The following is a 25,470-nucleotide window of genomic DNA, read 5'->3' as shown; positions in this document are numbered from 1 at the left end:
TCTCGGAAGATGGCTCGCAGGCACGTTGGCGGCTCAGTTGCCGCATCGCCCAGCGCACGAGCGGCGAGGGCGGGCGGTCAATGGGTGTTTTCGGTTGGTTCGCCAGACCATGCGTGCAAGCGTTCGCGTACGGCGGGCTCCAGGCTCTTCATGCCCCATCGCCGACCTTCGGCTAGCGCGGCATCCGTCGACAGGCCATCCACCAGGGCGGCGCGCAACGCGATCATGGCGCCCACCCGATTGCTGCTGGCGCAATGCACCAGCGTCGGTTGCTCGCCCGCGTCCCGCAGCAACCGGTCGAACTGTCTGACGCGGGCGCGCGTCAGGTCGCCGGCGCCGTGGATCGGCAATGCGTGATAGCCGATGCCGGCGGCTCGCACTGCGGCAGCCTCGTCGAAATCGGGCGTCTCGCTGTCGGCACTGAGATCGATGACCTGCTCGATGCCGGCGCGTTTCAGCGCCGCCACGTCAACCGCCTGCAGCCTGCCGGAAGCAACCCGGTGCGGCGCCGGGAACGAGACATTCGGCAAATCCGCCAGCGCGGCCTCGGCCGGCGTGGCGGCGTACCCGGCCAGCGGGATGATGGCCAGCATCAATGACAACAGCAGGAATCGAAACATGTCGGGCGTCTCGCGGTGAATCATCCACAGGATAGCCGAGTCGTTTAGGGCGTCGAAAAGGGGACGGAGGAAGTTGAATCCGTTGGATTCCGTATAGTTCGTCTTTCGCTCACGATAATGCGACTGCTCCGCAGAGAAGCCAGCCGTCCGCTGTGGTAGTCCTCCACCGATCATCCATCTGAATTTTGTGCGCAAATCGCTCCGTCCAGTTGAGTCCGCGTAATTTCATGAAGGGACTCTCTGGGTCGCTGCCCCATCGGCGTTTCCGAAGCGCCGCCATCGCCGCGCCGTCGTCGTCCATGCACCAAGCCTCCTGAAGATCACTTCCTCGGAACGACAAGATCAGCGCGAGCCCCCATCGCTGACTTGAGGTTTCCCACCATTGACGATTGGTGAAGCCTTCAGCCTTGAAACAACTTGGACTGAAATTTAAAAGACGCTCCACATCGTTTATTAGCTGGGACGACTGGTTGCTGATGTTGCCGAATCCCTTCGCTTCAATTGCCAATGAAAGCTCACCGTTGGAAGCCAGCAAATCCAGCCTCCCGTTTTTTTCCCCAATGCGAGCCTCCGAGTAAAAGTGAAATGACGGTTCAAGATGCGACATGCACGCCTGCAAATATGCGGTGACGTTGTGTTCGTCGGGATGGGCATCCACGCCACCGTTCGGCCATTCCAGAAAGTCGAGGGCCGCGCCGATTGAGTTGGCAGTATTCCGAAGGCAATCCTTCACGTAGTCAGGTAGTTTGTTAGATCGGTTCGTCATGATGCGGTCCTTCGGCACGTGATCATTGAACTGTTGAGTTGAGGGCTACGGAATGGCTGTTTGTGCCACTCCGTCGATGTTGGAAGTAGACAAGCTTCCGCGCATATCGTCAGAGTGGCTGCGCCTAAAAGGCCACTTGGATCATGGTGGTATTCCCTTCGGCGGCGCCTTCAAGCGTTTCAACCAAACAGGGATGGCAGACGCTGTAGGCGAAGCGCGTCGCCGTCAGATTTCCCTTCGTGATTGGATCCCCGCACATCACGCAGCGATCGGAAGCCGTGACCGAGGGGCGCTCCACCAGTTTGGACTTGGCGATGGCTTGCTTCGCCGCTTCTCCCAGGCACTCGACGCAGGCGCATCCGAAGCGACCTTGGATATGGTTTCGAGTGGTTGTCCCACAGAGTGCACACGGTGTTTGGTTGGGCATGGTATTCCCCCAGTTGGTCGGATTTGATAGGAAGATATGAAACACGTGTCTCACCGAAGGAGACACGGTCAGCAAAAGGGGCAATGTGGCTGGTCCGGGTTTGACGCTACCTTTGAAGGGGAATCAAAGAAGGAAGCCAGAACAGAGGGGAGGTGAATCCGATGCTCCTTGCTTCCTCCGTTCCTGATGCTGCTGCGGAGGCGCATCGGTCCCCGTCGCGGGTAGATGCGGGGACAAGCCGATTCGCTACCGTATAACCGGTTGGTCGTTCCCCGGGGCGTTCCGATCATCTTTTGCTTCCGGCCGACGGATGCGCGGCTGGCCGGAGATAGGATCGATGTCCGGTGGGGGCTCGGGAGTGGGCGCCGGGTGGCCGGAGACGCGTCGGGTCGCCGGATCGACCTCAAGCCGCAATCCTCGTTCGTTCTCGATCAGCAGCTTGCCGCCTTCGGCGCGCAGTGAGCGGAACCACACGTCCTGCACATCGCCTTCCAGTTCGGGCCGGCGCGGATTGTCGTAAACCTTGATGCGCCAGATTTCGCGGTTGGACGCGTCGTAAGCCGCAAGGAAGCCGCCGATCTGACCATCCGTTTCAACGTCGCCGGGAATCTGGGCATAGCGCACGCCCGCGATGAAGACGGAGGGGATACGCGGTGGAGGTGCGCGCTTGGCAGCGGGTTCGGGCGTATGCGTCATGGGCGTTTTCCTTGCCGGGAAGAAAGGTGTCGATGAAGCGCTGCGCACGACGGCCACCGCGCCGGACATGCTCAGTGCGATGAAATGTATGAGGACGCCGCGTGGGCTGGTGGAAGCGCAAAGCTCTCGCGCATGCGCCTGGCTTCCTCGATGGGTGGACGGCCGAACAGGCGCTTGAACTCGCGGTTGAATTGCGACGGGCTTTCGTAACCGGCGGCATAGCTGGCGGCTGTGGCTGTCATGCCTTGGCGCACCATCAACAGCCGCGCCTGGTGCAGCCGCGCCGACTTCACGTACTGCATGGGCGGCATGCCGGTGATCGCCTTGAAGTGGCTGTGGAAGGTCGGCACGCTCATGCCCGCCTCGTTGGCAAGTTGCGCGAGGTTCAATGGTTGCGCATACGTGGCGTGGATGCGCCGCAGCGCTTTGCCGATCTTGCCGAACTGCCCCTGCATCGCCAGCGCCGCGCGCATGGCGCTGCCCTGGGCGCCGGTCAACACATGAAAGTACAGTTCCCGCACCAGTGCCGGACCGAGTACGTGGGCGTCGAGGGGTTTGCCCATCGCCTCGAGGAAACGCAGTACCGATGATTTCATCGCCGCATCCATCGGGCTGGACATCATGCTTTGCGGCGCAGCCGCGGATGCGGGCGCGCCGTGATGGTCGATCTGGATCATCAACTCCGCCGCCACCTGGAAATCCAGGTGCATGTAGATGGCCAGCAGAGGGCGTTGTCGCGACGCCTCGGTTTCCATCACGAAAGGCACCGGAACGGACACGGCCAGGTAGTGCTGCGCGTCATAGCGATATACCTGATCGCGGAAATAGCCCCGCTTGCATCCCTGGCACACGATGACGATCCCGGGGTCGTAGAGCACCGGCGTGCGCGACAGCGGGCGGTCGGAGCGCAGGATGCGTACGTCCGGCAGCGCGGTCAGGTTGTAGCCCTCCGCGGGCGCGAGCGCCCGAAGCAGGCGCACCATGCGTTGCTGATCCGATTCCGCGTTGGGTGGTGTCGATCCCGCTCTCTTCATGGCACTGTCACTTCATAAGAATAGGCAATAAACAGGGAATATTCGGCGCGTAAATCCACGTGCCACAAGAATAGTATGCATTCTCCCTTTCATTGCAGGCTATGTCATGTCATCTCCAAAAACACTGCTGATCACGGGCGTGAGCAGCGGCTTCGGTCGCGCTCTCGCGCAAGAGGCGCTCGCGGCCGGCCACCGGGTGGTCGGTACGGTTCGCAGCGCCGAAGCCAGGCGATCCTTTGAGGCGCTCGACGCCGCCCGCGCCTTCGCACGCATCCTCGACGTCACCGACTTCGACGCCATCGATGGCGTGATAGCCGAGGTCGAAGCCGACATCGGCCCGGTGGATGTGCTGGTCAACAATGCCGGTTACGGCCACGAGGGCGTGATGGAAGAGTCGCCGCTGGAGGACATGCGTCGCCAGTTCGACGTCAACGTGTTCGGCGCGGTGGCGATGATGAAAGCCGTGCTGCCATACATGCGCGGACGCCGCCGTGGGCACATCCTCAACATCACCTCGATGGGCGGTTTCATCACCATGCCCGGCATTGCCTATTACTGCGGCAGCAAGTTCGCGCTGGAAGGGATTTCCGACACGCTGGGCAAGGAAGTTGCAGCTTTCGGCATCGCCGTGACGGCGGTGGCGCCGGGCTCGTTTCGCACCGACTGGGCTGGCCGATCCATGTTGCGGACGCCTCGATCCATCGCCGACTATGACGCGTTATTCGATCCCATCCGCAAGGGCCGCGAGGAAAAGAGCGGCAAACAACTGGGCGATCCGCGCAAGGCCGCTCGCGCGATGTTGGCCATCATCGACAGCGATTCGCCGCCCAGCCATTTGCTCCTCGGCAGCGATGCGATTGAGCTGGTTCGCGAAAAACTCGCTGCTTCTGCTGCCGAAATCGACAAGTGGGAGGCGGTGACGCGTTCGACGGATGGCTGACTGCCACGGAACCGGAACGCAGGTCGTTGAATCCGTCGTTGTCGGCTTCCTCCATCCCCTTGGCGCGCTTGGAGCGAGGCGGGCACGCTTCGCCCGAACCGCCGCAGGGAGTACCGTGCATCGCATCGGCCGTGTGGTCAGCCCTCTGCTTTCGTCTTCATCATGCTGGACAATCTGGTTTACCTCCCCATCGATACGCCGCTAGGGGTTTTCGTGGTCGCCGAGCGCGACGGGGCGCTGAAAGGCGGCTGGTTCGAGGGGCAGAAGTACTTTCCGGCGATCTCGCCGGAAGCCGGGTGGCGAAAGGCCACGACGGCCTTGTTGCGCGAGGCGGCGCGGCAACTGGACGCCTATTTCGGGGGTGAGTTGACGCAGCTGGACATGCCACTGGCGCCGGAAGGCACCGCGTTCCAGCAGCAGGTGTGGCGCGCGCTGTGCGAGGTGCCAAGCGGGGAGACGACGACGTACGCCGCATTGGCGCGGGCGATCGGCCGGCCCGAGGCGTTTCATCCGGTGGGCGCGGCGGTGGGGCGCAACCCGATTTCGCTGTTCGTGCCTTGCCACCGCGCGTTGGGCAGCAACGGTTCGCTGACCGGCTACGCGGGCGGCCTGGCCCGCAAGCGCTGGCTGCTCGATCACGAAGGGCGCGAGCGCCGCTTGTTCGATTGAGCCGCCGTGGCCGCTTCATTTCCTCCGCCGCGGTTCAGAGTCGTATGGATGATCTCTTTCCAGCTGTCCAGCGTGTCGCACTGGCCGATGCGCAAGACCTTTGTGCGGCCGAAGGACGGCCGTCCGGACGTCCAAATTGTGTGGGACGTCCTTGCTGGTGCTATGGGTTCGGATAGGGCAGCGTTCGGGGAACGACCTTGAGTGAAAAGTCGAGGTAGCGGCGCTCGGATGGCATCGAGTTGTGGCCGACCCATTCGCCGCTGCGGCTCCACACGGATTCGTCCGGGCTGATCGTCATGCCACGGGCGGGCAGATCCTGCGGAATGGGGTCGGGCCGGTTGCGCGGGCCATCGCAGAGCCTCAGCGAATGATTGGTGAACTCGGACTCGCCGTCGGCGTGGGTTCTGACGTCGAACGCCGAATAGTTGTTGTCCACCAGCGACGCCGGTGACGACTCCTCATGCTTGTGGCCGCCCTCGCTGCCGGTGGCATCGAGCACCTGGCTGCCGGACATTGGGGCGTCGAAATCCACCAGGATGCAGGTGCCATCGTCGTCCGGCATGGTTTCGTCGCGGGTCGGTATCGCCAAGGTGAGCCCCCGGAGCTTGCCGCTGGCCTGCACGGTTTGCTTCGAGGTGATGGTTTCACCGTGTACCACGGCATGCGTGGTCGCCAGACCTTTCAGGCTTGCGGTGCCGGACGCGGTGTTGGGAAAGGGCGGCAGGTCGTCCTCACTGGCGGGATGGAACATGTACTGGTTGTAGCCGAATTCCTTCCATGTGCAGGCGAGCAGGTCGGCAGAGCCCTGGACGAGCGCGTTCATTTCGGTTTGGTTGCTTGCGGTGCCGTCGCCGCTGTCGAATTCGTGGCGGTAATCGGTGCGGTAGCGCAATTCCATGCGCAACTGGATCAGGCGCGCAAAAGGCACCAGCTCACCGGTCTCGGCATCGACGGAGCTGCAGGCTTCGGACAGGTTCTCGCCATGGGCGGCTTTTGCCGATGGGGCATCTTCGGCATCCTGGGCTTGCGTGCATGCGGCGAGGGAAACGGCGAGCAGGGTCGCCAGCGTGCCGAGTTTGTTGTGTCTCATCAGGGCTCCGTTCGTATGGTGTCAGCGCCGGGTATGGGAAGGGTGGTTCGGATTATTGTGCAATCGCTTCACCGCATCGCGGCCCGCGCCCCCCGACGCCAGCCCGATTCGAGAGAGAATCATACGGGACGAAGCGCGTCCTCGATCCACCAGCAAGTGGCATCGGCCATCGCCTCCGGATACGGCGTATCGAGGTCGGGCGCGATCGTCGCTATCGAAGGGAGCGGTGGCTGTCTTCTTCATCGCTCAGCCCCGCCATCGAGGAAGGCCAGTGCGCGTTCGAGATCGTTCGCGCCAGGATAGTGATGAGCGAAGTGCGGCAGGTCGAGCAGCAGGGTCTGTGGTACGCCGGCCTTGCGATAGCGTTGGTGGACCTGCCGCATTTCGCGGCGATTGAAGTCCTTGTCGCCGGTCAGGAATACGTAGCGATTCGCGGCAATGGCGGCGAGCCGCGCTGGCTCGGCCTGGCCGAAATCGTCCGCGCCCGCGAGGTACAGCGCCCCGTCGAACCGCTGCGGGAAGGTGGTGGCGGCGATGCTGGCGATGCGTCCGCCGCCGGACATGCCGCCGATGTAGCGACGCGCGTCGGCCGGCACGTAGTCACGCCGTGCCAGCGCCAACCCCATCAATGCGACCAGCACGCGTTGATGGCTCGGTGCCGGATTACCGAAATCGCGGGCGGCGATCCACACCGTGGCGTGCCGATCCAGCACCGTGTCCCAGCCCGGCGGTGGGTCGGCCGCGGCGTTGGGGCTGACGAATACCAGCACGCTGCGCGGTGAGGTCGACGGCAAGCGCACGGCCCACGTTACCCGCTGATCGGCGGGCAACACCGATCGCAGCGCCTGGACCTGCGCCGCCGGAAAGACGTCGGCCAACGTGGCCGAGCGCTCGATGGTTGCGGGCTCGGCAGCGCAGACGTACGCCGCCGCGCACAGCCACAACCACAGGCTTGCCGATGCATATCGCAGATTCATGCCGCGAGATTAGCAGCGTGTTGCCGGCGCCCTGAAGCCTCCCGGCGCGGCGTGCCGATTGGCCCTGTTGCCACCCCGATCAGGATCCATTGGCCCGGGACCCTTCCGCTGTCTTCCTGCCATCGATGCCGGGCGCGCATCAGGTTTCGGCGCATTTCGCGGCAGCGCGATGCGATGCCCATTCAGTGCGCACGCGGCAGGTTGGCGCGTCGGCCTCTCGATGTACTCCGGGCTGGTCGGCCCAGGCGTCATGCCTGAGGGCTGGACTGGTGAGGGTGCTTCGGTAAGCATAAACAGCAATGCCCGACCGTTTGACACCGCCTCTGGAACTGCTGCAGCTGCTGCCCGAAGCGGTTGTGCAAACCGATGCCTTGTGGACGATCACCTACGTGAACCCCGCCTGGCACAAGCTAACGGGGCATTCGGTGGAGGAGGCGCTGGGTCGGTCGTTGCTGGACTTCGTGCATCCCGACGACACGGGTACCTTGCGGTCGGGCATGCCGGTGTTCCGGTTGCGCGTGGCCAACGCGGGCTATCGCTGGATGCGCCTGAAACTCCAGCCGAAGACAGACGACGCCGAGCGGGTGATCAGCCGCCAGGGCGTGCTGATCGAGATTGTCGAGATTACCGAGCAGGTGCTGGTGGAGGTTCGCCAACGCTTCCTGCGGTTGCTGGAAACCATCGACGGCGTGGTTTGGGAAGCCGAACGCGGCGTGGGCAATACGTTTCTGAGCCCGCAGGTGGAGCGCCTTTTTGGTTTCACGGTGGAGGAGTGGCGGGCCGACCCGGGGTTCTGGCGTTCGCGCGTGCATCCCGACGATCTGGAAGAGGCCTTGGTCATTGACAACGCCGCGTACAACGCGACGCACAGTTATGCGTACGAGATGAGTTACCGGCTGATCACCAAATCCGGCAAGGTCGTATGGGTGCGCGACCTGTGTCGGGTGGATGTCGACAAGGATCGCCCGAATCGCATGATCGGCCTGATGATCGACGTGACCCGGCAGAAACATACCGAGCTGGAGCTGGTGCAATCCGACAACCGTTATGCGCTGGCCACGCGCGGCTCCAATGACGGCATCTGGGATTGGGACCTGCACACGGATGTCCTGCACGTGTCCCAGCGCTTCCATGAGATTGTCGGGCTGAGCGGCGCCGGTGGTCTGCATGATGACGGCTGGCACTTCCTGCAACAGCTCATCGACCCCGATGACCACGAGCGCGTGCAGGCGGCGTATCGAAGGCACCTGTCGGGCGATCGGCCGAACTTTTCGGTGGATTTTCGCGCGCGTCATGGATCGGGGCGATTGGTGTGGCTCAACTGGCGCGGGGTGGCGCACTTCGAAGCTGGCGTTGCCGTGCGGATGGCCGGGTCATTGAGCGATCTGGCCGAGCGCGGCAGCTCGTACGACGCCTTGACCAATCTGCCAGGCCGGCCGTTGTTCCGCGATCGCCTTGAGCACGCGGTGGCGCTGCATCGGGACCACGCCTCCCAAGCGGCAGACGCGCCGGCACGCGCTGACAATACATTCGCCGTGCTGTTGCTGGACCTCAACCAGTTCAAGACCATCAATGACACGCTTGGGCACCATGTGGGTGACCAGCTGTTGCAGCAGGTTGCCCGCCGGCTCGAATCCTGTGTGCGGGCGGTCGATCTCGTCGCCCGCATGAGTGGCGACGAATTCAACGTGCTGCTTGAGTCTGTCGACCACGCCGGTGCGATCGAGCGCGCCCGGCAGATGGCCATTGCCCTCGCTGCTCCCTATCAGCTCGGCGCGCACAGCGTGACTTGCGGCGCCAGCATCGGGGTGGTCAGCAGCCAGGCCGGCTTCGCAACAACCGACGACTACCTGCGCGCTGCAGATGCCGCCATGTATAGGGCCAAGAGCCACTCATTGGGCGTATGCGTTTTTTCGGAAGAGGGGGCGCGAGGAAAAGGAGCGCTGTAACCTCTTGCCGTCTTCATGAAGGATGGCTGCCATGCGCGTACTTCGTCTTTTTACCTTGGTTCTGGCCGCTGGCCTCGTATGCACCGCCGCCAATGCGGCCGACGTCAACGGCGTGGCGGAGCCTGGGGCGCACGATGTCTTCAACCAGGTGCAGCGCAACGCCTGGTATCTGCCGACGACGGATCACGTTGCGAAGTTGTTCGTGACCGAGATCGGGCAGGGCGCGCCGGTGGTGTTCCTGCATGGCGGGCCGGGGCGCGACTTCCACTACATCATTGATGCCTTGCGACCGCAGCTGAAGCGGCATGCTTTCGTCCTGTACGACCAGCGCGGCAGCGTGTTGTCGCCGGTGCCGGCGGGAACGGAGGGCAAGCTGACCATGCGGCAGATGGTGGATGACCTGGAGGCATTGCGGGTTGCGCTGGGCCGCGATCGACTGGTGCTGTTCGGCCACTCGTTCGGCACCCTGCTTGCCATGGCTTATTACCGCGCTTACCCCACGCACGTGGAGCGCATGGTGCTGGCCGGCAGCATGCCGCCGGTAATGAACAAGGACATGTCGGATGCTTACGACAAGGCGCTGGAACAGCGGGAAACCACCATGATGTCGCGCGAAGACGCCATCGCGCGGGCGCTGGCCGAAGCCGGCCTGCCGCCGGACAAGCACCGCGACACGCCGCGGCAAGCGAGGATGCGCTTGCGCATCCGCTACAACGCGCCGCTGGACCTGGTGCACGTGGAACGCTGGCACCAGCTCACCAGCGGCGGCATCTACTACAACCACGCGGCGGGTGCCGCGATTGCCGCGAGCATGCCCGCGTGGGACGTGCGGCCGGCGATCGCCGCGCATCCGGTACCGATCACGGTGATCCAAGGCGACAGCGACTATCTCGATCCGTCGGCCCGCTTGTGGTCCGCCCTGGCCAAGGCGGGAAAAGTCCACCTGCACGTCATCCGCGATGCCGGGCATTGCGCCTGGATCGATCGGCCGCAGGCATTCGCCGAGGCACTGCGCGATGGTTTGGACGGCCATTGACGCTTGCTGCCGAGAAGGCGGGTGATCGTCAGGGCCCCGGCGTGACGCGCAAGGAGCTGGTCCGCCCCGGTTTGCGTCACAACCGGGGTATGCCCAGACTGGCGAGCAACCCGAAGGCAGGGTCGTAATAGCCTGGCTTCCGGCTCGGATCCTCGCTGCTGCCTTCCGGAACCACGATGACCATCCCTTGTCGTGCACGTGTGAGCAGCACGCGATATGCGTTGAGCAGGTAGCGTTGCCGGGCCGCGCTGCGGACGTGTTCCCAGCGTTTGCCCTTGAAGCTGAAATGGTCCCACTGGTCGGCGCTGAGTCGCAGGTCGCCATCCCACACCACGATCGTGCAGAGGACGAAATAGTCCGTCGCACCGCAGTCATTTGCCTAGAGTTGTTGGACAAATCGCACACCAGCCGGTGACACGACCAGCGCACGGCCCTGGCTCTGGCGACGGACCCAGCCGCGGGTGAGCATCCTCTCCAGGATCGCGGCGCCAAGTGCGCCGGAGAGATGTGTGCGTCGCTCGCTCCAGTCGAGGCAGCCGCGACATAGCGGGCGGCGCGAGTGGCGCAGGGTGGCAAGGTCGATCCCGAACTCGATGCACCAGCGTTCGCCCGCGGGCGGCAGGGTGAGCGCGCCGTCGCGTTCGCTGAGGTAACCGGCGGCGAGCAGGCCATTGAGAAGTTGCACGCCCAGTTCGCCGGCAAGGTGGTCGTAGCACACGCGGGCGCGGCGCAATGCCTTGTCGGACGGGCCGGTGCGTGGAGCGGGCGACGGATGCCCAGCGGCGATCGCCATCAGGGTTTCGGCGACATGCGCGACGGCTTCGTTGGCGATGCGAAAGTAACGGTGCCGCCCTTGCTTGATCATGGTCAGCAAACCCGAAGTGGTCAGCCGCGCGAGGTGGCTGCTGGCGGTGGGCGCGCTGACCTGTGCGGTTGCGGCGAGTTCGGTGGCGGTGAGGGCGCGGCCATCCATCAGGGCTGCCAGCATCGTGGCGCGGCTGGGGTCGGCAAGCAGGGCGGCGATGTTCGCCAGGTCGGGTTGCGGCATGATTCGATACCCATCGAAGTAAAGCGGGTGGACGCGACGCATGATGACCGCCCCACTGCTGCGAGGTCCGCCATGCCCCACGATCTTCACCGATATACCGCCGTGCTGGAATGGCACGGCAACCACGGCGACGGCACAAGCCGGTACGGCGATTACGGCCGTGAGTATGCCGCGCTTGTTGAAGGCAAGCCCACGTTGCGCGGCTCGGCGGATCCCGGCTTCCTTGGCGATCCAGACCTGCACAATCCGGAAGACCTGCTGCTGATCGCGCTGAGCAGTTGCCACATGCTGACCTACCTGGCCTTGTGCGCGCGCCAGCGTCTCCGCGTCGTGTCGTATCTTGATCGGGCCGAGGGTGTGATGCAGACGCGCGCCGACGGCGGCGGCCAGTTCAGCAGCGTGCTGCTGCACCCGAACGTGATGGTGGACGATGACGTTGTGGTCGACCGTGCCATGGCGCTACACGAACAGGCGCACCGGCTGTGCTTCATTGCCAACTCGTGCAATTTCCCCGTCGCGCATCGCCCCGTCGTGTGTGCTGCCGACGTCGAGGTCGTCGCGGTGCAGAGACCGGTCGCCAAGGAGTTTCTGCCATGAAGGACCTGAGCATCGTCCTGGATCACCAGCCGGGCTCACTGGCCCGGCTCGGTCAAACACTTGGCCGTGCCGGAGTCAGCGTGGAGGGCGGCGGCGCCTGGGTTGGCGGCGGGCTGGGCCTCGCGCACTTTCTGGTGCATGACGCCGCCGCGAGCAAGGCCGAAGCGGCCCTCGCGGATGCGGGCATCCGTGTCATGGCGGTGAGCGACGTCCTGGTGCAGCGCCTGCGCCAGGATGTGCCCGGCCAGCTGGGCGCGCTTTGCGGACGCATGGCAGAGGCCGGCGTGAACATCGAGGTGCTTTACAGCGACCACGACAACCAGCTGATCCTGGTGGTCGATAACCTGGCCCGTGGCCGCGAGGTAACCGCCACGTGGATGTGTGAGAACCGGGATGGGGAAAGTTGAACGTTTTTCGGCATCCTGTCGGGAAGTCGATGGCTTGGCCGAAACTCTTTCCCCTGCCGGGGAACTAACGCTGCATCGGCGCCGGCATCATCAGTGGAGGCGATGGCATTGTCTGCGGTTGAAGCAGGGGCCAGTCCGCGCTGCTTTGTACGAGTGGTGTATTGATACTGCTCACTACATCTACATCGGCGAAACGCCCGAGCGGCGAACTGGCGTCACCCTGCACTGCGAAAAAGCTCGTCCAGCACCAGGGCTCCGGGGATGAGCAGGCCGACGTTGGCCTGCGGCTTTTGCACCTTGCGGCGCTTCTCCACGTGGTATGTCACCCGTGGCCCGTCCAGCCATTGCTTGGGTGTGCCCGTGGTATCGAACACGTCCTCCTCAAGGTCGTCGTGGTCGACAGGCGTGATCATGGCGAAGTCGTTGGGTGTCGCGCACCTCAGTTCCCAGATGGCCATCCGGTGTCCTCTCAGCGTGAATATATCGACTGGCGGCTGTTGCCTGATGAGCGTTGGACAGCTTTCATTTCCCCTTTTCCCAACCCATCGCTTCAACGGCCGCCATGGGCAGGTTTGTTGACCGCCAACTGGTCCGCAAAAGCGCGCTTGTACGCAGGCCGGGCTTCTCCGCGAGCAACATAGGCGGCGAGAGCGGGGAATTCGTCCAGAATGCCCGAGGGGCGGAGTCGGAGCAGTACGTGCACCATCATCAGGTCGCCTGCACTGAAAAGGCCGTCAAGCCAGTCTGCGCCACCCAACCGGGAAGCGAGCTGGCGAAGCCGATGGCGGATGCGGTCCTGGACCAGGGGCAGACGTTCCATGCTCCATGGTTTGTCGCCCTCCAGTATTTTGGCGGTAACGAGATCAAGGATCGGCGGCTCCACCGTGTTGACGGCGGCAAACATCCATGAGATCGCCCGTGCCCGGGCGTTGGCATCATCCGGCAACAGTCCCGCATGGTGTTCTGCAATATGCAGGACGATCGCCCCGGTCTCGAACAGGGCAAGGTCGCCTTCCTCGTAGGTCGGAATCTGCCCGAAGGGATGGATGGCCAAATGGGCGGGCTCTTTCATGGCGTGAAATGAGACAAGGCGAACCTCGTAAGGTTGGCCCGCTTCTTCAAGCGCCCAGCGAACGCGTGTGTCACGCGCCAGCCCCTGGCCGCGATCCGGCGATTTTTCGAACGCGGTAATGGTGATGGTCATCATGCGGCTCCACTTGGGGGTTGACTCGACCCGTACGAGTGAGATGGACGTCTATTTGAATACGATGCTTGCGGCTCTTGGTGAAGGAAATCCCGCTTTCCATCGGCCAGGCGTTGCACGGTCGCCTCTTGCCGAAAGGGGGCAAGAGGACGGCCCATGGCAACCCGTCAATCTTCGTACTCGTCGTGCAGCCGCACCCAGCTCATGGTGCCGTCGCCTTCGTTACGACCCTTGGGAGTGAGGTCCAGCCAGTTGAACGCTCCGGCCAGGAGTTCCACACCGCGGTGATACGTGGAGTAGGTGTGGAAGATGTTGCCGTCATCATCCTTGGCGAAGATGCTGATGCCGAACATGTCCGGGCTGTTGCTGATGCTCGCAAGGCCGTAGTTGTAGCTGGCGCGACCCGCGGCGCGATCGGCTTCGGTGAACGAGACGCCAAAGTCATAGTTGAAATCGCTTTCCCCGGATGACACCCAGGGGAAGGTCCAGCCCATGCGTTGCCGTACTTCTTCAATGCGTTCGATGGATGCGCGCGACACCGCCGCGAAGGCGAGGTCGGCATGTTCGAAGTGCCGACGCGCCGCATCGACGTGATCCATCAGGAATGAACATCCCGGGCAGACATGGTGCGAGCCGGGAGTGAGCATGAAGTGATAGATCGCCAGTTGCTGCTGCCGCCCGAACAGGTCGTCGAGGTCGAGCGTGCCCTCGGGACCCTGGAACGTGTAACGCTTGTCGATCCGCACCCAGGGCAGCCGACGGCGTTCGGCATGCAATGCCTCAAGTTGGTGGGTCATGGCGCGTTCCTTCTCGAACAGCGCCTTGCGGGCTTCCAGCCACGTCGCGCGCGTGGCGATGGCTGGCGCGTTCATGGGGTGTTTCCCGCCACGGGGCGGTTGCAGTTGACCATCCAGTTCGCGCCGAACCGGTCGGTGAGCATGCCGAAGCGCAGGGCCCATTCCGTCTCGGCGATCGGCATCGTCACCTGGCCGCCTTCGGCAAGCGCCTTGAAAACGCGTTCGGCTTCGCCGGGTTCGTCGACACTCAGCGACACCGCATTGCCGTGGATGCCGGGATACGGGTCGGGGGTGGGGCCGCACCAGTCGGAGCCCATCAACACGGCGTCGCCGACTTCCAGCCGCACGTGGGCGATCAGGTTGCGGGCTTCTGCCGGTAGCGCTTCGGCACCGGGCATTTCGCCCATGGTCACCTTCATCGTGACCTTGCCACCGAGGGCATGGGCGTAGAAATCGAACGCCTTGGCGGCGTTGTCCTTGAAGAAAAGGTAGCTGACCAGGTTCATGGCATTTCCTCTTGTGGGACGGGAGTGGACACAACGACTGCCAGCGACGGCAATCGATCGCAGCGGCTCAGGCAGCGACGGCGATCTCGGGGAACGGCTCGCGCCATGCGTCGATTTCACACAACGTGTCGTGCCAGCGCTGGATGGCTGGGAATTCGGCAAGCGGAATATGCGCGGCTTCGGCGTAAGGCAGGGTGATTGCGAGCGAGAAATCCGCCACGGTGAGTGTCTTGCCCACCAGCCAGCGGCGGTCCTGCAGATGGTTTTCGAGGATGGCTGCGAGCTGACGGAAAGCCTCCTGCGCGCGCCCCGCCGCATCGACATCGGGTTCGCCGATATTGAAGCGCGGCTTGATGATGTATTCGAAGTAAAGCTGGCTCGCCACCGGATTGAATTCCTGGCCGGCCCAGCTCAACCAGCGCAGGACGTCGATCTGGCGATCGTCCTGTGGCCACAGGTCCGAGTCCGAACGCGCCGCCAGGTGGCACATGATCGCGTCGGATTCCCACAGCACGCGCGTGCCGTCGACGAGTGTCGGCACTTTGCCGTTGGGGTTGAGCGCCAGATATTCCGGTGCCTTCTGTTCGCCACGATCAAGATCGACATAGGCGTATTCGACCGGTGATTGCAGGTATTTCGCGACCACACAGGCCTTGCGCGGGGAAGTGACATTGGACCAGTAAAGCTTCATCGGGCGTCTCCTTGGATACGGCGGAAGGGGCTTTCGGTTTCCGTTACGGCTGTATCACTCGCCTTGGGTGGGCAGTGGCATGACGCATGGCCCCCCGGCAAGTCGATGCAGGCTTGCGGCGGTGGCTTCCCCAATGTCCTGGAGCAGCCGTTGCTGGGTTGCGTTCCAGCTGGGCATGGCGGCCTTGAGGGCGCGCGAGCCCTTGGGGGTGATCGCCGCCAGGCGCGAACGCGCGTCGGCGGGATCGGTGCGCAACGTCACCCACCCGCGTTGTTCGGCGACGGCAAGGTTGCGGGTCAGGGTGGTGCGATCGGCAGAGAGCATGTCTGCGAGCTCGCCGATGGCGCTCGAACCGGCCAGATGCAGCGCGGCCAGCAAGGTGAACTGGGTGGCGCGCAAGCCATGCGGCCGCAGCGCCTGGTCGAATTCGCGCGTGATCGTACGCGCCGCACGCCGCGCCGCGAGGCACAGGCAACGGGTGGTGGCGAAGATGGTGAGGTCCGGTGTCATGGGAGATATGTGTATATGCACATAAACGGGCTGTCAAGCGCCGGTGGCTCGGCTGGTGGTGTCGGATCGTAGTGTTGGGCGCCTGGTGGGTTGGTGGAAGCTCGCAAGCGACCGAGCAGGCGGCGTTCGATGTCACGCCGTGACGGTGGCAGCAGTTGCCGCCGACGCATGACCGTTGTCGGTAGAAGAAATACCTGTGCCGATCACCTTGCCGGCGCGTTTTCCATGCCAGCCTGATGGCCCAGCCAGGAGCAAGTCATGTCGTCAGCGTTACGCCATTTCATCACCGATCGCCGAGGCCACGTGGCGATCGCGCAATCACCCAATGGGCCGATGATCGCGTGGAGCGCGCTGGCGTTGGCAACGCGCACTTCAGCGGGGTCGGAGGCACCGCTGAAGTACCGCGCGCGACGCGGCGCTTGCTTGGTGGGCTGGTCTGGAGGTGCTCGACGGCGCCAGCCCGTTCCGACGTATGCTCGGCGCCGCGACGTTGCTGGCGCTGGCGTCATCAACGCTGCGCAACGTGCGCGGTCGCAAGTCGTAACGGAGACCGTGCTGCCTGCCTTGGGTTTTCAAGGAGGCTGGCGGAATGCACCAGGCCTCCGCCTACTTCACCACCTCAATCACCGGCAGCTGCTTGATCGGCTCAACCGTGATGTGGCGGAAGAAGGTTTCGGCGCCTTCGGACTGGAGCTGGATGTGGCCGTGGGTGAGGGGTTGGCAGACGCCTTTCGTGTCGGGCTCGCAGATGTTGCGCACTTCCATCACGGGCACGCCGTTGACGACGTGGATGGCGTGGTTGCCGACGACGTAGAGGTCGAGCACGTTCCACTCGCCGTCGGGTGCGTCGGCGTTGTGGTTGTTCTCCACGTTCCATGTGGCGGTGTTGCCGATGGCTTTGGCATCCACGCCGCCGACCATGTAGCGCAGCTTTGGATCGATGATGGAGGCGTCGTGCGCGGCGGTTGTCGTGACGCTCAGCTTGTCGCCCACCGGCACCACCATGCCGACGCTGCCGGACATGATCTCGAACTCGACCGAGCGCGCCCACGTGCCCCACACCGCGCCGGGTTTGCCGTGCGTGTGGTACAGCAGCCCGTTGTTCGGCAGCATCGCCTGGCGTGGTGCGTAGCGTGCCTTGCCCCATTTGTATTCGAGCCGCAGGTGATAGTTGGCGTAATCACCGCGATGAACCAGGCTGCCCCAGGTCGGGCCGTTGACGCGGATCGCCGGTTCGCCGTCCTCGTTCACCACGGTGAAGATGGTTCCCTTGCCGCCCACGCCGAGGGGTGCGTCGTGCTTGGCCAGATACGTCTGGCCCGGATCGGCGTAGCCCAGCCAGGCGTCCCACTGGTCCAGATTTTTGCCGTTGAACAGAGCAACGGCTGGCCCGGTTGCCGCCGGGATGTTTTTCAACACCAGGCTTTGGGGGGTGAACGAGGGCAGGTCACCGGACATTGCGGGTGAAACGACGAACGCCAGCGCGATGGCTGCAAAAATTCTCATGCTCAAGCCTTTTCAAGTCGTGGATGGCGGGCCGGACAAATGCCGGTATTTCGCCGATTATCCATTGATGACGGATGCCGCAATGCGCACTTCGCGGCATACGCCGAAGTTTGCTTCGTTGTGGTCGCTGGTGGTCAGCGCCAGTTTCACGACGTAGGTTTCGCGATCGAGCAGCGGCAGGCTGACCGGGCCCGCATGCGTTATCGGGCCGATCAAGGTGCCGTTCAAATAGAGATGGATGTGCCCCGTGCCCGGCACGGCTGCACCGCCGTATTGCTCCGGTGCGAACTGGATGTTTGTTTGCGGGGTCAGGAGCCATGCGTTCGCGTTGCGGGTCAGCTTGGCATCGAGCCAGTAACCGCCGGCTTTTGCCCGCCCGTCCTGTGCGCAAGCAGGTGCCGCTGATCCGTGAGGTTCGTTTGCCGCAACGCCGGAGGCCAGGCCCAGGCTCATCAGAATGGCTGCGGTCATCAGCGTCTTGAATGCCATTTTTCCCCCTCATTCCAAGGCGAAACGAAAGAATATACGAGGTGGGTGGTGGTGTCGCCCATGGTGGTTGGTGGCTGCGCGGCGAGCCGTGGAATAGTGTGAGTGCGATGTTCGGTTGATCTCCACGGGTGCCGGTGGAACTTCGTGGCCGTGGCGCATAATCGCGGCACAAACCCGGGGACAAACATGCGCACCGTCGAAAGCAGGATCGTTCTCATCACCGGGGCCGCCATGGGCATGGGCCGCCTGTATGCCGAGCGCGCGGTGGCCGAGCACGCGGCCGCCGTGGTGTTGTGGGACATGGACGCGGCGGCATTGGAGGCGACCCGCACGGAACTCGCCTCGCGCGGCGCCAGGGTGCTGGCCCAGGTGGTCGATGTGTCGTCGCCGCAGGCGGTCGCCGAGGCGGCGCAACGGGTGCAGGCCGAAGTCGGTACCCCGGACATTGTGATCAACAACGCTGGCGTAGTCCGCGGCAAACCGTTCTGGGAGCACGACCCGCTCACCGACACCGAGTTCGTCATCCGCGTCAACGTGCTGGGGCCGATGCATGTCACCCGGGCCTTCCTGCCGGGCATGATCGCCGCCGGCAACGAGGCGCGAATATTGAATGTGGCCTCGGCCTCCGGGTTGCTCTCCGTGCCGCGGATGACCGTGTACACCGGCTCGAAATGGGCACTGATCGGCTGGAGCGATTCGTTGCGGCTGGAGCTCAAGCGCGCGGGCCACGGCCACGTGCGGGTGACCACGCTGATCCCCAGCTACATTAAGACCGGCATGTTCGCCGGTGCCCGCGCGCCGTTGCTGACGCCGCTGCTGGAGCCGGCGCATGTCGTGGACAAGGCCTGGGCCGCGATGAAGGCAGGCAAGCCGCGATTGATGATGCCGTGGACGGTGGCGTTGAGCGGCGCCTTGCGCGGGCTGCTGCCGTTGCCGCTGTGGGATTGGGTGGCCGGAAGCGTGTTCAAGGTGTACTCGTCGATGGACGCATTCACCGGGCGCAAATCGGGGTGATCGAAGATGCGCCACGCCGGGTGCGCGTCTTCACAGCGGCAGTCAGCGGCAGAGCTTGTCCAGATCGAGGCCGGGGCTGGGAGCGGCTGGCAGTGGCAACCCGCGTGCGGCCATCGCCGCTTCGAGAGAGTCGGGTGACGACGGCAGGCTGAGGTCGAGATCGTTGCGGTAGAAGGGAGCGCTTTCGGCTTCCTCCAGCGTGACGAAGCTGAAACCGCGTTCTCGATAGAGCGCCAACAGGCGCGGCAGCATGCGGGCGTCGAACGCGCCCACGTGCATCAGCAGGACGTAGGGGATGTCGTGGCCGTAGAGCGCTTTCGACATGGCGCGGCTGTAGACGATGGCGGCGTCGGCGGCAGCGAGGTAGCTGGTTTCCAGTTTGGCGATGGCGGCATTGTCTTTTTTCGCGACGCAGCGCGCGTACGGCTCGTTGTAGAGGTAGTCGCTGAAGCTCATGGTGACATTGGCGATCTTGTAGCCACGCTCCGCCAGGAAGCGACGCTCGGCCGCGCGCTTTTGCGCGGTGTCGCCCTCGGCCAGATACGGGTAGCGCAGCCAGTGCCAATCGGCGCCGCCCATGTACTTCCGCAGCATCGGTTCGTTTCTGGTCACATCCTGTTCCCAGTCCGCGAGCGGATTGGCATTGAGGTTCATGTGCGACCAGGTGTGGTTGCCCAGCGGCAATCCGGCGTCGCGCCACAGCTGCAATACGGGCGTGGAGGCAGGCTCGTTCCGCGTCTGGATGCCGTTGACGAACCCGTACACCGGCGGCAGTTTCGCCTGCTGCATGGCGGTAATGATTTTCTGCGCGATCGCCACCCGCGTTTCGCCCGCAGGAAGCGGCCCATGGGCGGGCAGGTCATCCCAGGTGATCGCCAGTTGCTGCGCGGTGGCTGGCAGAGCGATGGCGGAACAGACGGCAAAAAGCAGGCGCGAGTGCAGGTTTTTCAAAAGAACCTCCAGATTGATCCTGGCCAGGTGCGATGGATGCGGTGTCCGGCAAATTCGGGGCGGGTGCCGGTTCGCGCATGGTGGGCCCGGCACGTTTTTCGTCATTCGCTGCGGCGCCTTGTCCTACGGCGCCTTGTCAGGCCTTGCGCAGGAAACACGTCTTGAGCACCAGCCCCTTGATCTTGTCGGCGTTGCCCTCGATGTGCTCGGCATCATCCGGCACCAGGCGGATATTGCGGATCAGGCTGCCCTGCTTCAGCGGAATCGAGCTGCCGCGCACCTTCAGATCCTTGATGACCACTACGGTATCGCCCGCGGCCAGCGGGTTGCCGTTGCAGTCGCGCACGATCGGTTCGTCCGAGGAGTTTTCGGCGGATTCCCCGGCCACCCACTCGTGGGCACAGTGCGGGCAGACGAGCTGGGCACCGTCCGGGTAGGTGTCGTCGAGTCCGCATTGCGGGCAGGCGGGATACGCGGGCATGGCCAGATCCGTTGATGGTGGGGAACACGTATTCTAGAGGGGACCGCCGCGGCGAGGGCAGCTATCATCACGCCATGTCCAGACTGCTTTTGAACCTGCGCAACGTGCCTCATGACGAGGCCGACGGCGTGCGCGCGATGCTCGACGCACAGGGGATCGCGTTCTACGAAACCAGGCCCAGCATGTGGGGCATTTCAGTCGGCGGCATCTGGGTGACCGAGGACACCGCCTACGCCGACGCCCGGCTTGCCATGGACGAGTTCCAGCGGCAACGCCGCGATCACGCCCGCGCGGAGTACGCCGCCGCCAAACGCGCAGGTACCGCGGACACGTTCTTCACGATGCTTCGTGCGGACCCGGTGCGCGTGGTGGTGAGCGTGCTGGGCATCCTCTTCGTGCTGGTCATGGTGGCGCTGCCGGTGTTCCTGCTGCGGGGTTGAGCCGGGCCCGCGTCGGGGCGATTACGGATGGCCGCTTGCGGTCAGTGCGAAGGATGCGCAAACGCCGCCACCAGGTAGTCGATAAATACCCTTACCCTCATCGGTACACGACGGCCGGCCGGATAGACGAGATGGATGGGCACGCGCGCCGGCTGCAACTTCGGCAGCAATACCTGCACCTGGCCGGACCGGATCTCTTCGGCCAGTAGCCAGCGTGGCGCCTGGGAGATGCCAAGGCCACACAGCACCGCCGCACGGACTTGCTCTGCATCGCCGGTCAGCAGCGAGCCGTGCGGGATATAGGAAACGGTTTCCCTGCCGACCTTGAGCGACCACGGGTAACGCTCGCGATCCTTCGCAAACACGATGCACGTGTGCTGGTCCAGATCCGCGAGCCGGGTGGGCACGCCGTGCCGGGCAAGATAATCCCGGCTCGCCGTGAGCACGGCATCCGCCTCCGACAATTTCCTCGCGGTGAGCGAGGAGTCCACCAGTCGCCCGTGGCGGATCGCCAGATCGACGCCTTCGCCGACCAGGTCAACGTGCCGTTCCGATACCGACATCTGAACCGTGACGTCGGGATACCGCCGGAAAAATTCCGGCAGCAGCGGCGTGATGCAGAGCCGGCCATGCGCTGGTGCGGTGTTGATCCGGATGGTGCCTCGCGGTGATTGCCGGCGCTCGCCCACGGAGGATTCGAGCGCATCGAAATCGTCCATCAACCGCTTGGCCGATTCGTAGAACGCGTGCCCCGCCTCGGTGATCACCACCTGGCGTGAGGTGCGCAGGACGAGTTGCTCGCCAAGGTACCGTTCCAGTGCGCCGATCTGCTTGCTGACGGCGGGTTGCCCGATCCCTTCCTCGCGCCCCACGGCGGAAAAACTGCCGCATTCGACGAGGCGTACGAACAGCCGAATCGCGTGCATCCGATCCATGTGAGTCACCGCCACCGATTCCAGGATGGAATGGATGGTATGTCGCTATCGGCCGTTTCGGCAATGGATGAGGTTGCTTAAGCTGCGCGCAGCCATCGAACCAGGAGCAAACCGATGAAAGCGATCTGCGTGACACCCAGCCGCACGTTGGAGGTTCGCGATATTCCCACGCCGAGCGAACCCGCGCCCGGGCACGTACTTGTCGAGATGGACGCCTCGGCGATCAACCAGGGCGACAAGACGTTCCTGCGCATGCCGACCGCGGTCGGCAATCCCCTCGCGCTCGACCGCCACGAGGTATGGGGTGCGTCGGGTGCGGGCAGGGTGATCGCGGTGGGGGCAGGCGTGCCCGCGGACTATGCGGGCAAGCAGGTGGCGGTCTACCGATCGCTGGGCCGAAGCGCGGAGAGTGTGGGGCTTTGGTGCGAGCGGGCACACGTGCCTTATTCGGCCTGCCTGATCCTGCCGGACCATGTTCGTGCGCGGGATTACTGCGGCTCGCTCGTCAACATCATGACGGCCTACGCTTTTCTCGAAGAGATCGCCGAGGCCGGCCACAAGGGCGTGATTGTCACGGCCGGCAATTCGGCCACGGGTTGCGCCATGGCTTCACTCGCGCGAAGCAGGAAGCTGCCGGCGATTTTTCTGGTGCGTACCGAGGCGGCACGACGCGCGCTCGTCCAGTCGGGCGTGGAGCATGTCCTGGTGACTGAAGAAGGCTTCACCGACAGGCTCGCTGCGCTGTCCGCCGAGCTGGCGACAACCGCCGTATTCGATGGCGTTGGCGGCGACCTGCTCGGGAAAATTGCGCCGAGCCTGCCGATGAATTCCACCATCTATGCCTATGGCTTTCTCGGCGGCGCCGTGCCGATCGCCATCCCGTCCGTGCTTTTCATGATGAAGAACCTGACCATGCGGCGGTTCAGCAATTTCGAGAGCCGGACAGTGAAGGAGCAGGAGCGACTTGTGGCGGCACTGAAAACGCTGGAGAGCCTGATCGACGACCCCCTGTTCGTCACCCGGATCGGCGAGGAATTCCGTCTCGATCAGATCGAGCAGGCCATGGCTTGCGAGCTGTCCGACGGTGCCAGGGCCGTCCTGGTTGCGGCGCTCGCCCGGCGAAGGTCTGATGTTGCTCGCAGGAATGATGAGCAAGCCGCTTGACCGGACCTTCCCAGGTGTCAGTCCGCCATAGTGGGTTGCCGCTCATTTGCCGGGGGCATCAGCCTCGCAGCGTTTACGATGAGCTGCTTGCCCGGCTCAAGCGCCACGACCACATCGTGATGCTGGTAGCGAAGGTGAACCGAGGTGGCGGCCTTGCTCAGCAAGCGCACTTCGGTAGGCGCTCCATCCCGCCAGGTGATGCCAACGCGCAAGCCACCGCGGGCGCGCAGGCCGTCGACTTCGCCTTCCGGCCATCGGCTCGGCAGGGCCGGCAGCACGGTGAGCTCGCCGATGCGGCTTTGCATCAGCATCTCCGCGATCGCCGCCGCGCCGCCGAAGTTGCCGTCGATCTGGAACGGTGGGTGGTTGTCGAACATGTTGGGCAGCGTGTTTTCGGCGATCAGATCGCGCAGCAGCTTGTAGGCGTGGTCACCATCGGCGAGCCGTGCCCACAACGCGATTTTCCAGGCCCGCGACCAGCCGGTGCCGCCATCGCCGCGCAGCTCCAGCGATCGTTTCGCGGCCTTGGCCAGCGCTGGCGTCTTGTCCGGCGAAATCGCGTGGCCCGGATAGAGTGCGTAGAGGTGGGAAACGTGCCGATGGTCCGGCTCGGTTTCGGGATAGTCCTCGATCCATTCCTGCAGTTGCCCCTTGCTGCCGATTTGCAGCGGAGGCAGGCGTTTCTGGGCGGCATCGATGCGGGATACGAGCGCCGCATCGACACCCAGATGGCGGGCGGCGGCGCGCACGTGGTTGAAGATATCGTTGATCAATTCAATGTCCATCGTGGGGGCGTAGGTCAGCCCCACCGGTTTCCCGTCGAGCAGGTAGCGGTTCTCCGGCGACGTGGAGGGGTTGGTTACCAGCTTGCCGGCGACTGGCGAACCTTTCGGCGCTTCCACCAGGAAATCCAGCACAAACTCCGCCGCACCCTTCATGGCGGGGTAGGCACGATGGCGCAGGAAAGTCTCGTCGCCGCTGAAGGTGTAGTGGTCCCACATCTGGTTGGATAGCCAGACCCCGCCCATCGGCCACAGGCCCCACGGCCCGTCGACGGGCGCGGTGGCGCGCCACAGGTCGCTGTTGTGATGAAGCACCCAGCCGCGCGCGCCGTAGTAGCGCTGCGCCGTTTTCGCGCCGGCCACCTGCAGGTCGTCGATCAGATCCCACAGCGGCGTCTGGGTTTCCCAGAGGTCGCCCGTCTCGGCCGGCCAGTAGTTCATTTCCAGATTGATGTTGGTGGTCCACTTGCTGCCCCAGGGCGGCAACAGCTCCTGGTTCCAGATGCCCTGCAGATTGGCCGCCTGACCACCCGCACGCGAGGAGGAAATCAGGAGGTAGCGTCCGTACTGGTAATACAGCGCCACCAGCGACGGATCGTCATGGGTCTTGAAGTCGCGAATGCGCTGGTCCGTCGCCACTGTGTCGTCGGAAGTGTCGTTGCCGAGGCGCAAATGCACGCGGTTGAAGAGCGCGTGATAGTCGGCCAGGTGGGCGTTCTTCAGTGACTCGTAGCTGTGCTGCGCGACCTTGGCCAGTGGTGTGCGAACCGCCGCCATGGCGTCGCCACTGATATCGCGATACGACTTGAAACTGGTGGCCCCGCTGAATACGAGGGTGACGGCGTCGGCGCCGTGCACTTCCAGGTGGTCGCCGGCCTGGCGGATGCTGCCGCCTTCGGCCTTGATGACGAGCCGTCCCGCATAGCTCATCCCGGGCTTTGACCACGAGCCTGTCCACGACGATGCCGGGTTGGCGCGCGGCTCGATCTGCCCGGTCAGCTCGATGGTGTCCTTGCCCACCAGCGCGACCTTGGCGCCGGGTTGGGGCGAGGTCAGCGCGACGGTGAAGTTCTGTTCGGCCGGCCGATCGGCGCCGAGGTGCATCACCAGCACCCGGTCGGGGTAGGAGATGAAGGTCTCGCGGCGAAAATGCACGCCATCGACCGCATAGGAAACGGTGCTGATCGCATCGTCCAGCCGCAGCTCCCTTCGGTAATCGCTCACCGTGCCCTTGTTCTCGACATGCAGCCGCAGATCGCCAAACGGCTGGAACGGCATCAGCAATTTCGGATCACCCATGAAGCCCGCGCTGAGCGTCTCGGCCTGCGCCACCTTGCCCGAGAAAATGAGCTTCTGTATCTGCTTCAGCTGCGTTGCGGCGCCGGGCGCGAGGTAGTCGTTCGGCACACCGCCCCACAGCGTGCCCAGGTTGAGTTGGACGCGCTCGTCAGGCACGCCGCCGAACACCATGGCACCCATCAGGCCATTGCCCAGCGGCAGCGCTTCATTCCACTGACTGGCCGGCTTGTCGTACACAAGGGCGGCGCTGCTGGCGCGCGCCTGGGAAGCCATGAGCAAGGTGGCGAATGCAGTAACCAGGGCCCACATCATGCGACGGGCGATGCCTTCAGGCCTGGTTGTCTGGGGGTGTTCGGCTGACGGATGCAATGCGTTGCCCTCTTCGGAAAGGGTTGAGTATCGGGGAATACCCGATCCCTTGCTTCCTGCGTTGCAGGGAGTCCGC

Annotated in this window: 30 protein-coding genes; 9 read left to right on the top strand and 21 right to left on the bottom strand. The window is 64.1% G+C overall.

The features are described 5' to 3' along the window. Positions 1 to 77: 77 nt before the first annotated feature. The 5 genes from ASD22_RS05065 to ASD22_RS05050 form a co-directional block, all read right to left on the bottom strand. Entirely contained in the window at positions 78 to 794 is a 717-nt protein-coding gene (locus ASD22_RS05065; protein WP_235577527.1) for a sulfur transferase domain-containing protein, read from the bottom strand. After that, on the bottom strand, positions 730 to 1,386 hold the full coding sequence (locus ASD22_RS05060; RefSeq protein ID WP_156458947.1) for a hypothetical protein: 657 nt from the start codon (positions 1,384 to 1,386) through the stop codon (positions 730 to 732). The genes ASD22_RS05065 and ASD22_RS05060 overlap by 65 nt, the downstream gene beginning before the upstream one ends. A gap of 124 nt (positions 1,387 to 1,510) precedes the next feature. Continuing rightward, positions 1,511 to 1,813, bottom strand: coding sequence for a hypothetical protein (locus ASD22_RS16640; protein WP_156458946.1), 303 nt, complete (start codon positions 1,811 to 1,813; stop codon positions 1,511 to 1,513). Positions 1,814 to 2,059: 246 nt separating this feature from the next. Further along, a complete protein-coding gene (locus ASD22_RS05055; protein WP_056079743.1) occupies positions 2,060 to 2,509 on the bottom strand; it encodes a hypothetical protein in 450 nt (149 codons plus the stop codon). A gap of 71 nt (positions 2,510 to 2,580) precedes the next feature. Further along, a complete protein-coding gene (locus ASD22_RS05050; protein ID WP_056079740.1) occupies positions 2,581 to 3,492 on the bottom strand; it encodes an AraC family transcriptional regulator in 912 nt (303 codons plus the stop codon). A 157-nt stretch (positions 3,493 to 3,649) separates the two neighbouring features. Between ASD22_RS05050 and ASD22_RS05045 the strand changes: the two genes are divergently transcribed. Continuing rightward, a complete protein-coding gene (locus tag ASD22_RS05045; protein ID WP_056079737.1) occupies positions 3,650 to 4,483 on the top strand; it encodes an oxidoreductase in 834 nt (277 codons plus the stop codon). Between the two features lie 162 nt (positions 4,484 to 4,645). Further along, the gene (locus ASD22_RS05040; protein ID WP_056079734.1) at positions 4,646 to 5,152 is read left to right on the top strand and encodes a methylated-DNA--[protein]-cysteine S-methyltransferase; all 507 of its coding nucleotides are present in this window, start codon (positions 4,646 to 4,648) and stop codon (positions 5,150 to 5,152) included. 160 nt (positions 5,153 to 5,312) lie between these two features. On the opposite strand, the gene ASD22_RS05035 is transcribed toward ASD22_RS05040, so the two are convergent. Both ASD22_RS05035 and ASD22_RS05030 read right to left on the bottom strand, forming a co-directional pair. After that, positions 5,313 to 6,242 (bottom strand): hypothetical protein, encoded by a 930-nt coding sequence (locus ASD22_RS05035; protein WP_056079732.1) that lies wholly within the window; start codon positions 6,240 to 6,242, stop codon positions 5,313 to 5,315. Between the two features lie 239 nt (positions 6,243 to 6,481). Continuing rightward, complete coding sequence (locus ASD22_RS05030) at positions 6,482 to 7,219, bottom strand: tannase/feruloyl esterase family alpha/beta hydrolase (RefSeq protein WP_056079729.1); 738 nt, start codon at positions 7,217 to 7,219, stop codon at positions 6,482 to 6,484. A 299-nt stretch (positions 7,220 to 7,518) separates the two neighbouring features. Here ASD22_RS05030 and ASD22_RS05025 point away from each other — a divergent pair, with 299 nt between their 5' ends. After that, positions 7,519 to 9,168, top strand: a complete 1,650-nt coding sequence (locus tag ASD22_RS05025) for a sensor domain-containing diguanylate cyclase (RefSeq protein WP_056079726.1) — start codon at positions 7,519 to 7,521, stop codon at positions 9,166 to 9,168. Between the two features lie 31 nt (positions 9,169 to 9,199). Further along, positions 9,200 to 10,204: an alpha/beta hydrolase gene (locus ASD22_RS05020; RefSeq protein ID WP_162245060.1), complete on the top strand. Its 1,005-nt coding sequence runs from the start codon at positions 9,200 to 9,202 to the stop codon at positions 10,202 to 10,204. A 76-nt stretch (positions 10,205 to 10,280) separates the two neighbouring features. Here the strand turns inward: ASD22_RS05020 and ASD22_RS05015 are convergent, their stop codons facing one another. Both ASD22_RS05015 and ASD22_RS05010 read right to left on the bottom strand, forming a co-directional pair. Beyond that, the gene (locus tag ASD22_RS05015; RefSeq protein WP_200946316.1) at positions 10,281 to 10,535 is read right to left on the bottom strand and encodes a DNA/RNA helicase domain-containing protein; all 255 of its coding nucleotides are present in this window, start codon (positions 10,533 to 10,535) and stop codon (positions 10,281 to 10,283) included. 48 nt (positions 10,536 to 10,583) lie between these two features. Then, positions 10,584 to 11,252, bottom strand: a complete 669-nt coding sequence (locus ASD22_RS05010; RefSeq protein WP_056079718.1) for a helix-turn-helix transcriptional regulator — start codon at positions 11,250 to 11,252, stop codon at positions 10,584 to 10,586. A 72-nt stretch (positions 11,253 to 11,324) separates the two neighbouring features. Here ASD22_RS05010 and ASD22_RS05005 point away from each other — a divergent pair, with 72 nt between their 5' ends. Then, entirely contained in the window at positions 11,325 to 11,849 is a 525-nt protein-coding gene (locus tag ASD22_RS05005; RefSeq protein WP_056079714.1) for an OsmC family protein, read from the top strand. Then, positions 11,846 to 12,256, top strand: a complete 411-nt coding sequence (locus tag ASD22_RS05000; RefSeq protein ID WP_056079711.1) for a hypothetical protein — start codon at positions 11,846 to 11,848, stop codon at positions 12,254 to 12,256. The genes ASD22_RS05005 and ASD22_RS05000 overlap by 4 nt, the downstream gene beginning before the upstream one ends. Positions 12,257 to 12,471: 215 nt before the next feature. Here the strand turns inward: ASD22_RS05000 and ASD22_RS04995 are convergent, their stop codons facing one another. The 8 genes from ASD22_RS04995 to ASD22_RS04960 form a co-directional block, all read right to left on the bottom strand. Further along, positions 12,472 to 12,669, bottom strand: coding sequence for a hypothetical protein (locus ASD22_RS04995; protein WP_156458945.1), 198 nt, complete (start codon positions 12,667 to 12,669; stop codon positions 12,472 to 12,474). A 137-nt stretch (positions 12,670 to 12,806) separates the two neighbouring features. Beyond that, positions 12,807 to 13,460 (bottom strand): glutathione S-transferase family protein, encoded by a 654-nt coding sequence (locus ASD22_RS04990; RefSeq protein WP_056080983.1) that lies wholly within the window; start codon positions 13,458 to 13,460, stop codon positions 12,807 to 12,809. A 167-nt stretch (positions 13,461 to 13,627) separates the two neighbouring features. Next, the gene (locus ASD22_RS04985) at positions 13,628 to 14,332 is read right to left on the bottom strand and encodes a thioredoxin family protein (protein ID WP_056079706.1); all 705 of its coding nucleotides are present in this window, start codon (positions 14,330 to 14,332) and stop codon (positions 13,628 to 13,630) included. Next, positions 14,329 to 14,763, bottom strand: a complete 435-nt coding sequence (locus ASD22_RS04980) for a VOC family protein (protein WP_056079705.1) — start codon at positions 14,761 to 14,763, stop codon at positions 14,329 to 14,331. The genes ASD22_RS04985 and ASD22_RS04980 overlap by 4 nt, the downstream gene beginning before the upstream one ends. Before the next feature lie 67 nt (positions 14,764 to 14,830). Then, positions 14,831 to 15,454, bottom strand: coding sequence for a glutathione S-transferase family protein (locus ASD22_RS04975; RefSeq protein ID WP_056079702.1), 624 nt, complete (start codon positions 15,452 to 15,454; stop codon positions 14,831 to 14,833). Between the two features lie 54 nt (positions 15,455 to 15,508). After that, a complete protein-coding gene (locus tag ASD22_RS04970) occupies positions 15,509 to 15,964 on the bottom strand; it encodes a MarR family winged helix-turn-helix transcriptional regulator (protein WP_056079700.1) in 456 nt (151 codons plus the stop codon). A gap of 606 nt (positions 15,965 to 16,570) precedes the next feature. Further along, positions 16,571 to 17,470 (bottom strand): DUF1080 domain-containing protein, encoded by a 900-nt coding sequence (locus tag ASD22_RS04965; RefSeq protein WP_056079698.1) that lies wholly within the window; start codon positions 17,468 to 17,470, stop codon positions 16,571 to 16,573. A 57-nt stretch (positions 17,471 to 17,527) separates the two neighbouring features. Then, positions 17,528 to 17,959, bottom strand: a complete 432-nt coding sequence (locus ASD22_RS04960) for a hypothetical protein (RefSeq protein WP_056079695.1) — start codon at positions 17,957 to 17,959, stop codon at positions 17,528 to 17,530. 186 nt (positions 17,960 to 18,145) lie between these two features. Between ASD22_RS04960 and ASD22_RS04955 the strand changes: the two genes are divergently transcribed. Continuing rightward, on the top strand, positions 18,146 to 18,973 hold the full coding sequence (locus ASD22_RS04955) for an SDR family NAD(P)-dependent oxidoreductase (protein WP_056079691.1): 828 nt from the start codon (positions 18,146 to 18,148) through the stop codon (positions 18,971 to 18,973). Between the two features lie 42 nt (positions 18,974 to 19,015). Here the strand turns inward: ASD22_RS04955 and ASD22_RS04950 are convergent, their stop codons facing one another. After that, positions 19,016 to 19,924: a polysaccharide deacetylase family protein gene (locus ASD22_RS04950; protein ID WP_235577526.1), complete on the bottom strand. Its 909-nt coding sequence runs from the start codon at positions 19,922 to 19,924 to the stop codon at positions 19,016 to 19,018. A 136-nt stretch (positions 19,925 to 20,060) separates the two neighbouring features. Next, positions 20,061 to 20,405 carry a zinc ribbon domain-containing protein YjdM gene (locus tag ASD22_RS04945; protein WP_056079690.1) on the bottom strand — a complete coding sequence of 115 codons (345 nt, stop codon included), beginning with the start codon at positions 20,403 to 20,405 and terminating at the stop codon, positions 20,061 to 20,063. A 74-nt stretch (positions 20,406 to 20,479) separates the two neighbouring features. On the opposite strand from ASD22_RS04945, the gene ASD22_RS04940 reads away from it, so the two are divergent. Then, on the top strand, positions 20,480 to 20,845 hold the full coding sequence (locus ASD22_RS04940) for a DUF6164 family protein (RefSeq protein ID WP_056079687.1): 366 nt from the start codon (positions 20,480 to 20,482) through the stop codon (positions 20,843 to 20,845). Between the two features lie 41 nt (positions 20,846 to 20,886). On the opposite strand, the gene ASD22_RS04935 is transcribed toward ASD22_RS04940, so the two are convergent. Then, entirely contained in the window at positions 20,887 to 21,771 is an 885-nt protein-coding gene (locus ASD22_RS04935; RefSeq protein ID WP_235577525.1) for a LysR family transcriptional regulator, read from the bottom strand. A 123-nt stretch (positions 21,772 to 21,894) separates the two neighbouring features. Between ASD22_RS04935 and ASD22_RS04930 the strand changes: the two genes are divergently transcribed. Next, positions 21,895 to 22,944 carry a hypothetical protein gene (locus ASD22_RS04930; protein ID WP_056079672.1) on the top strand — a complete coding sequence of 350 codons (1,050 nt, stop codon included), beginning with the start codon at positions 21,895 to 21,897 and terminating at the stop codon, positions 22,942 to 22,944. 17 nt (positions 22,945 to 22,961) lie between these two features. Here the strand turns inward: ASD22_RS04930 and ASD22_RS04925 are convergent, their stop codons facing one another. Next, positions 22,962 to 25,337 (bottom strand): glycoside hydrolase family 95 protein, encoded by a 2,376-nt coding sequence (locus tag ASD22_RS04925; RefSeq protein WP_056079670.1) that lies wholly within the window; start codon positions 25,335 to 25,337, stop codon positions 22,962 to 22,964. Positions 25,338 to 25,470 lie beyond the last annotated feature (133 nt).

Origin of the sequence: Rhodanobacter sp. Root480 (assembly GCF_001426645.1) — a bacterium.
In the GTDB taxonomy this organism is placed as follows: domain Bacteria; phylum Pseudomonadota; class Gammaproteobacteria; order Xanthomonadales; family Rhodanobacteraceae; genus Rhodanobacter; species Rhodanobacter ginsenosidimutans.
The sequence above is the reverse complement of the archived record's forward strand: the minus strand, read 5'-3'. Positions and strand labels throughout refer to the sequence as shown.

What these genes read in the sequence shown, in the direction of transcription:
- ASD22_RS05065 (WP_235577527.1), bottom strand. Translation starts at nt 794, where the DNA reads ATGATCGGTGGAGGACTACCACAGCGGACGGCTGGCTTCTCTGCGGAG.
- ASD22_RS05060 (WP_156458947.1), bottom strand. Translation starts at nt 1,386, where the DNA reads ATGACGAACCGATCTAACAAACTACCTGACTACGTGAAGGATTGCCTT.
- ASD22_RS16640 (WP_156458946.1), bottom strand. Translation starts at nt 1,813, where the DNA reads ATGCCCAACCAAACACCGTGTGCACTCTGTGGGACAACCACTCGAAAC.
- ASD22_RS05055 (WP_056079743.1), bottom strand. Translation starts at nt 2,509, where the DNA reads ATGACGCATACGCCCGAACCCGCTGCCAAGCGCGCACCTCCACCGCGT.
- ASD22_RS05050 (WP_056079740.1), bottom strand. Translation starts at nt 3,492, where the DNA reads ATGGTGCGCCTGCTTCGGGCGCTCGCGCCCGCGGAGGGCTACAACCTG.
- ASD22_RS05045 (WP_056079737.1), top strand. Translation starts at nt 3,650, where the DNA reads ATGTCATCTCCAAAAACACTGCTGATCACGGGCGTGAGCAGCGGCTTC.
- ASD22_RS05040 (WP_056079734.1), top strand. Translation starts at nt 4,646, where the DNA reads ATGCTGGACAATCTGGTTTACCTCCCCATCGATACGCCGCTAGGGGTT.
- ASD22_RS05035 (WP_056079732.1), bottom strand. Translation starts at nt 6,242, where the DNA reads ATGAGACACAACAAACTCGGCACGCTGGCGACCCTGCTCGCCGTTTCC.
- ASD22_RS05030 (WP_056079729.1), bottom strand. Translation starts at nt 7,219, where the DNA reads ATGAATCTGCGATATGCATCGGCAAGCCTGTGGTTGTGGCTGTGCGCG.
- ASD22_RS05025 (WP_056079726.1), top strand. Translation starts at nt 7,519, where the DNA reads ATGCCCGACCGTTTGACACCGCCTCTGGAACTGCTGCAGCTGCTGCCC.
- ASD22_RS05020 (WP_162245060.1), top strand. Translation starts at nt 9,200, where the DNA reads ATGCGCGTACTTCGTCTTTTTACCTTGGTTCTGGCCGCTGGCCTCGTA.
- ASD22_RS05010 (WP_056079718.1), bottom strand. Translation starts at nt 11,252, where the DNA reads ATGCCGCAACCCGACCTGGCGAACATCGCCGCCCTGCTTGCCGACCCC.
- ASD22_RS05005 (WP_056079714.1), top strand. Translation starts at nt 11,325, where the DNA reads ATGCCCCACGATCTTCACCGATATACCGCCGTGCTGGAATGGCACGGC.
- ASD22_RS05000 (WP_056079711.1), top strand. Translation starts at nt 11,846, where the DNA reads ATGAAGGACCTGAGCATCGTCCTGGATCACCAGCCGGGCTCACTGGCC.
- ASD22_RS04995 (WP_156458945.1), bottom strand. Translation starts at nt 12,669, where the DNA reads ATGATCACGCCTGTCGACCACGACGACCTTGAGGAGGACGTGTTCGAT.
- ASD22_RS04990 (WP_056080983.1), bottom strand. Translation starts at nt 13,460, where the DNA reads ATGACCATCACCATTACCGCGTTCGAAAAATCGCCGGATCGCGGCCAG.
- ASD22_RS04985 (WP_056079706.1), bottom strand. Translation starts at nt 14,332, where the DNA reads ATGAACGCGCCAGCCATCGCCACGCGCGCGACGTGGCTGGAAGCCCGC.
- ASD22_RS04980 (WP_056079705.1), bottom strand. Translation starts at nt 14,763, where the DNA reads ATGAACCTGGTCAGCTACCTTTTCTTCAAGGACAACGCCGCCAAGGCG.
- ASD22_RS04975 (WP_056079702.1), bottom strand. Translation starts at nt 15,454, where the DNA reads ATGAAGCTTTACTGGTCCAATGTCACTTCCCCGCGCAAGGCCTGTGTG.
- ASD22_RS04970 (WP_056079700.1), bottom strand. Translation starts at nt 15,964, where the DNA reads ATGACACCGGACCTCACCATCTTCGCCACCACCCGTTGCCTGTGCCTC.
- ASD22_RS04965 (WP_056079698.1), bottom strand. Translation starts at nt 17,470, where the DNA reads ATGAGAATTTTTGCAGCCATCGCGCTGGCGTTCGTCGTTTCACCCGCA.
- ASD22_RS04960 (WP_056079695.1), bottom strand. Translation starts at nt 17,959, where the DNA reads ATGGCATTCAAGACGCTGATGACCGCAGCCATTCTGATGAGCCTGGGC.
- ASD22_RS04955 (WP_056079691.1), top strand. Translation starts at nt 18,146, where the DNA reads ATGCGCACCGTCGAAAGCAGGATCGTTCTCATCACCGGGGCCGCCATG.
- ASD22_RS04945 (WP_056079690.1), bottom strand. Translation starts at nt 20,405, where the DNA reads ATGCCCGCGTATCCCGCCTGCCCGCAATGCGGACTCGACGACACCTAC.
- ASD22_RS04940 (WP_056079687.1), top strand. Translation starts at nt 20,480, where the DNA reads ATGTCCAGACTGCTTTTGAACCTGCGCAACGTGCCTCATGACGAGGCC.
- ASD22_RS04935 (WP_235577525.1), bottom strand. Translation starts at nt 21,771, where the DNA reads ATGCACGCGATTCGGCTGTTCGTACGCCTCGTCGAATGCGGCAGTTTT.
- ASD22_RS04930 (WP_056079672.1), top strand. Translation starts at nt 21,895, where the DNA reads ATGAAAGCGATCTGCGTGACACCCAGCCGCACGTTGGAGGTTCGCGAT.
- ASD22_RS04925 (WP_056079670.1), bottom strand. Translation starts at nt 25,337, where the DNA reads ATGATGTGGGCCCTGGTTACTGCATTCGCCACCTTGCTCATGGCTTCC.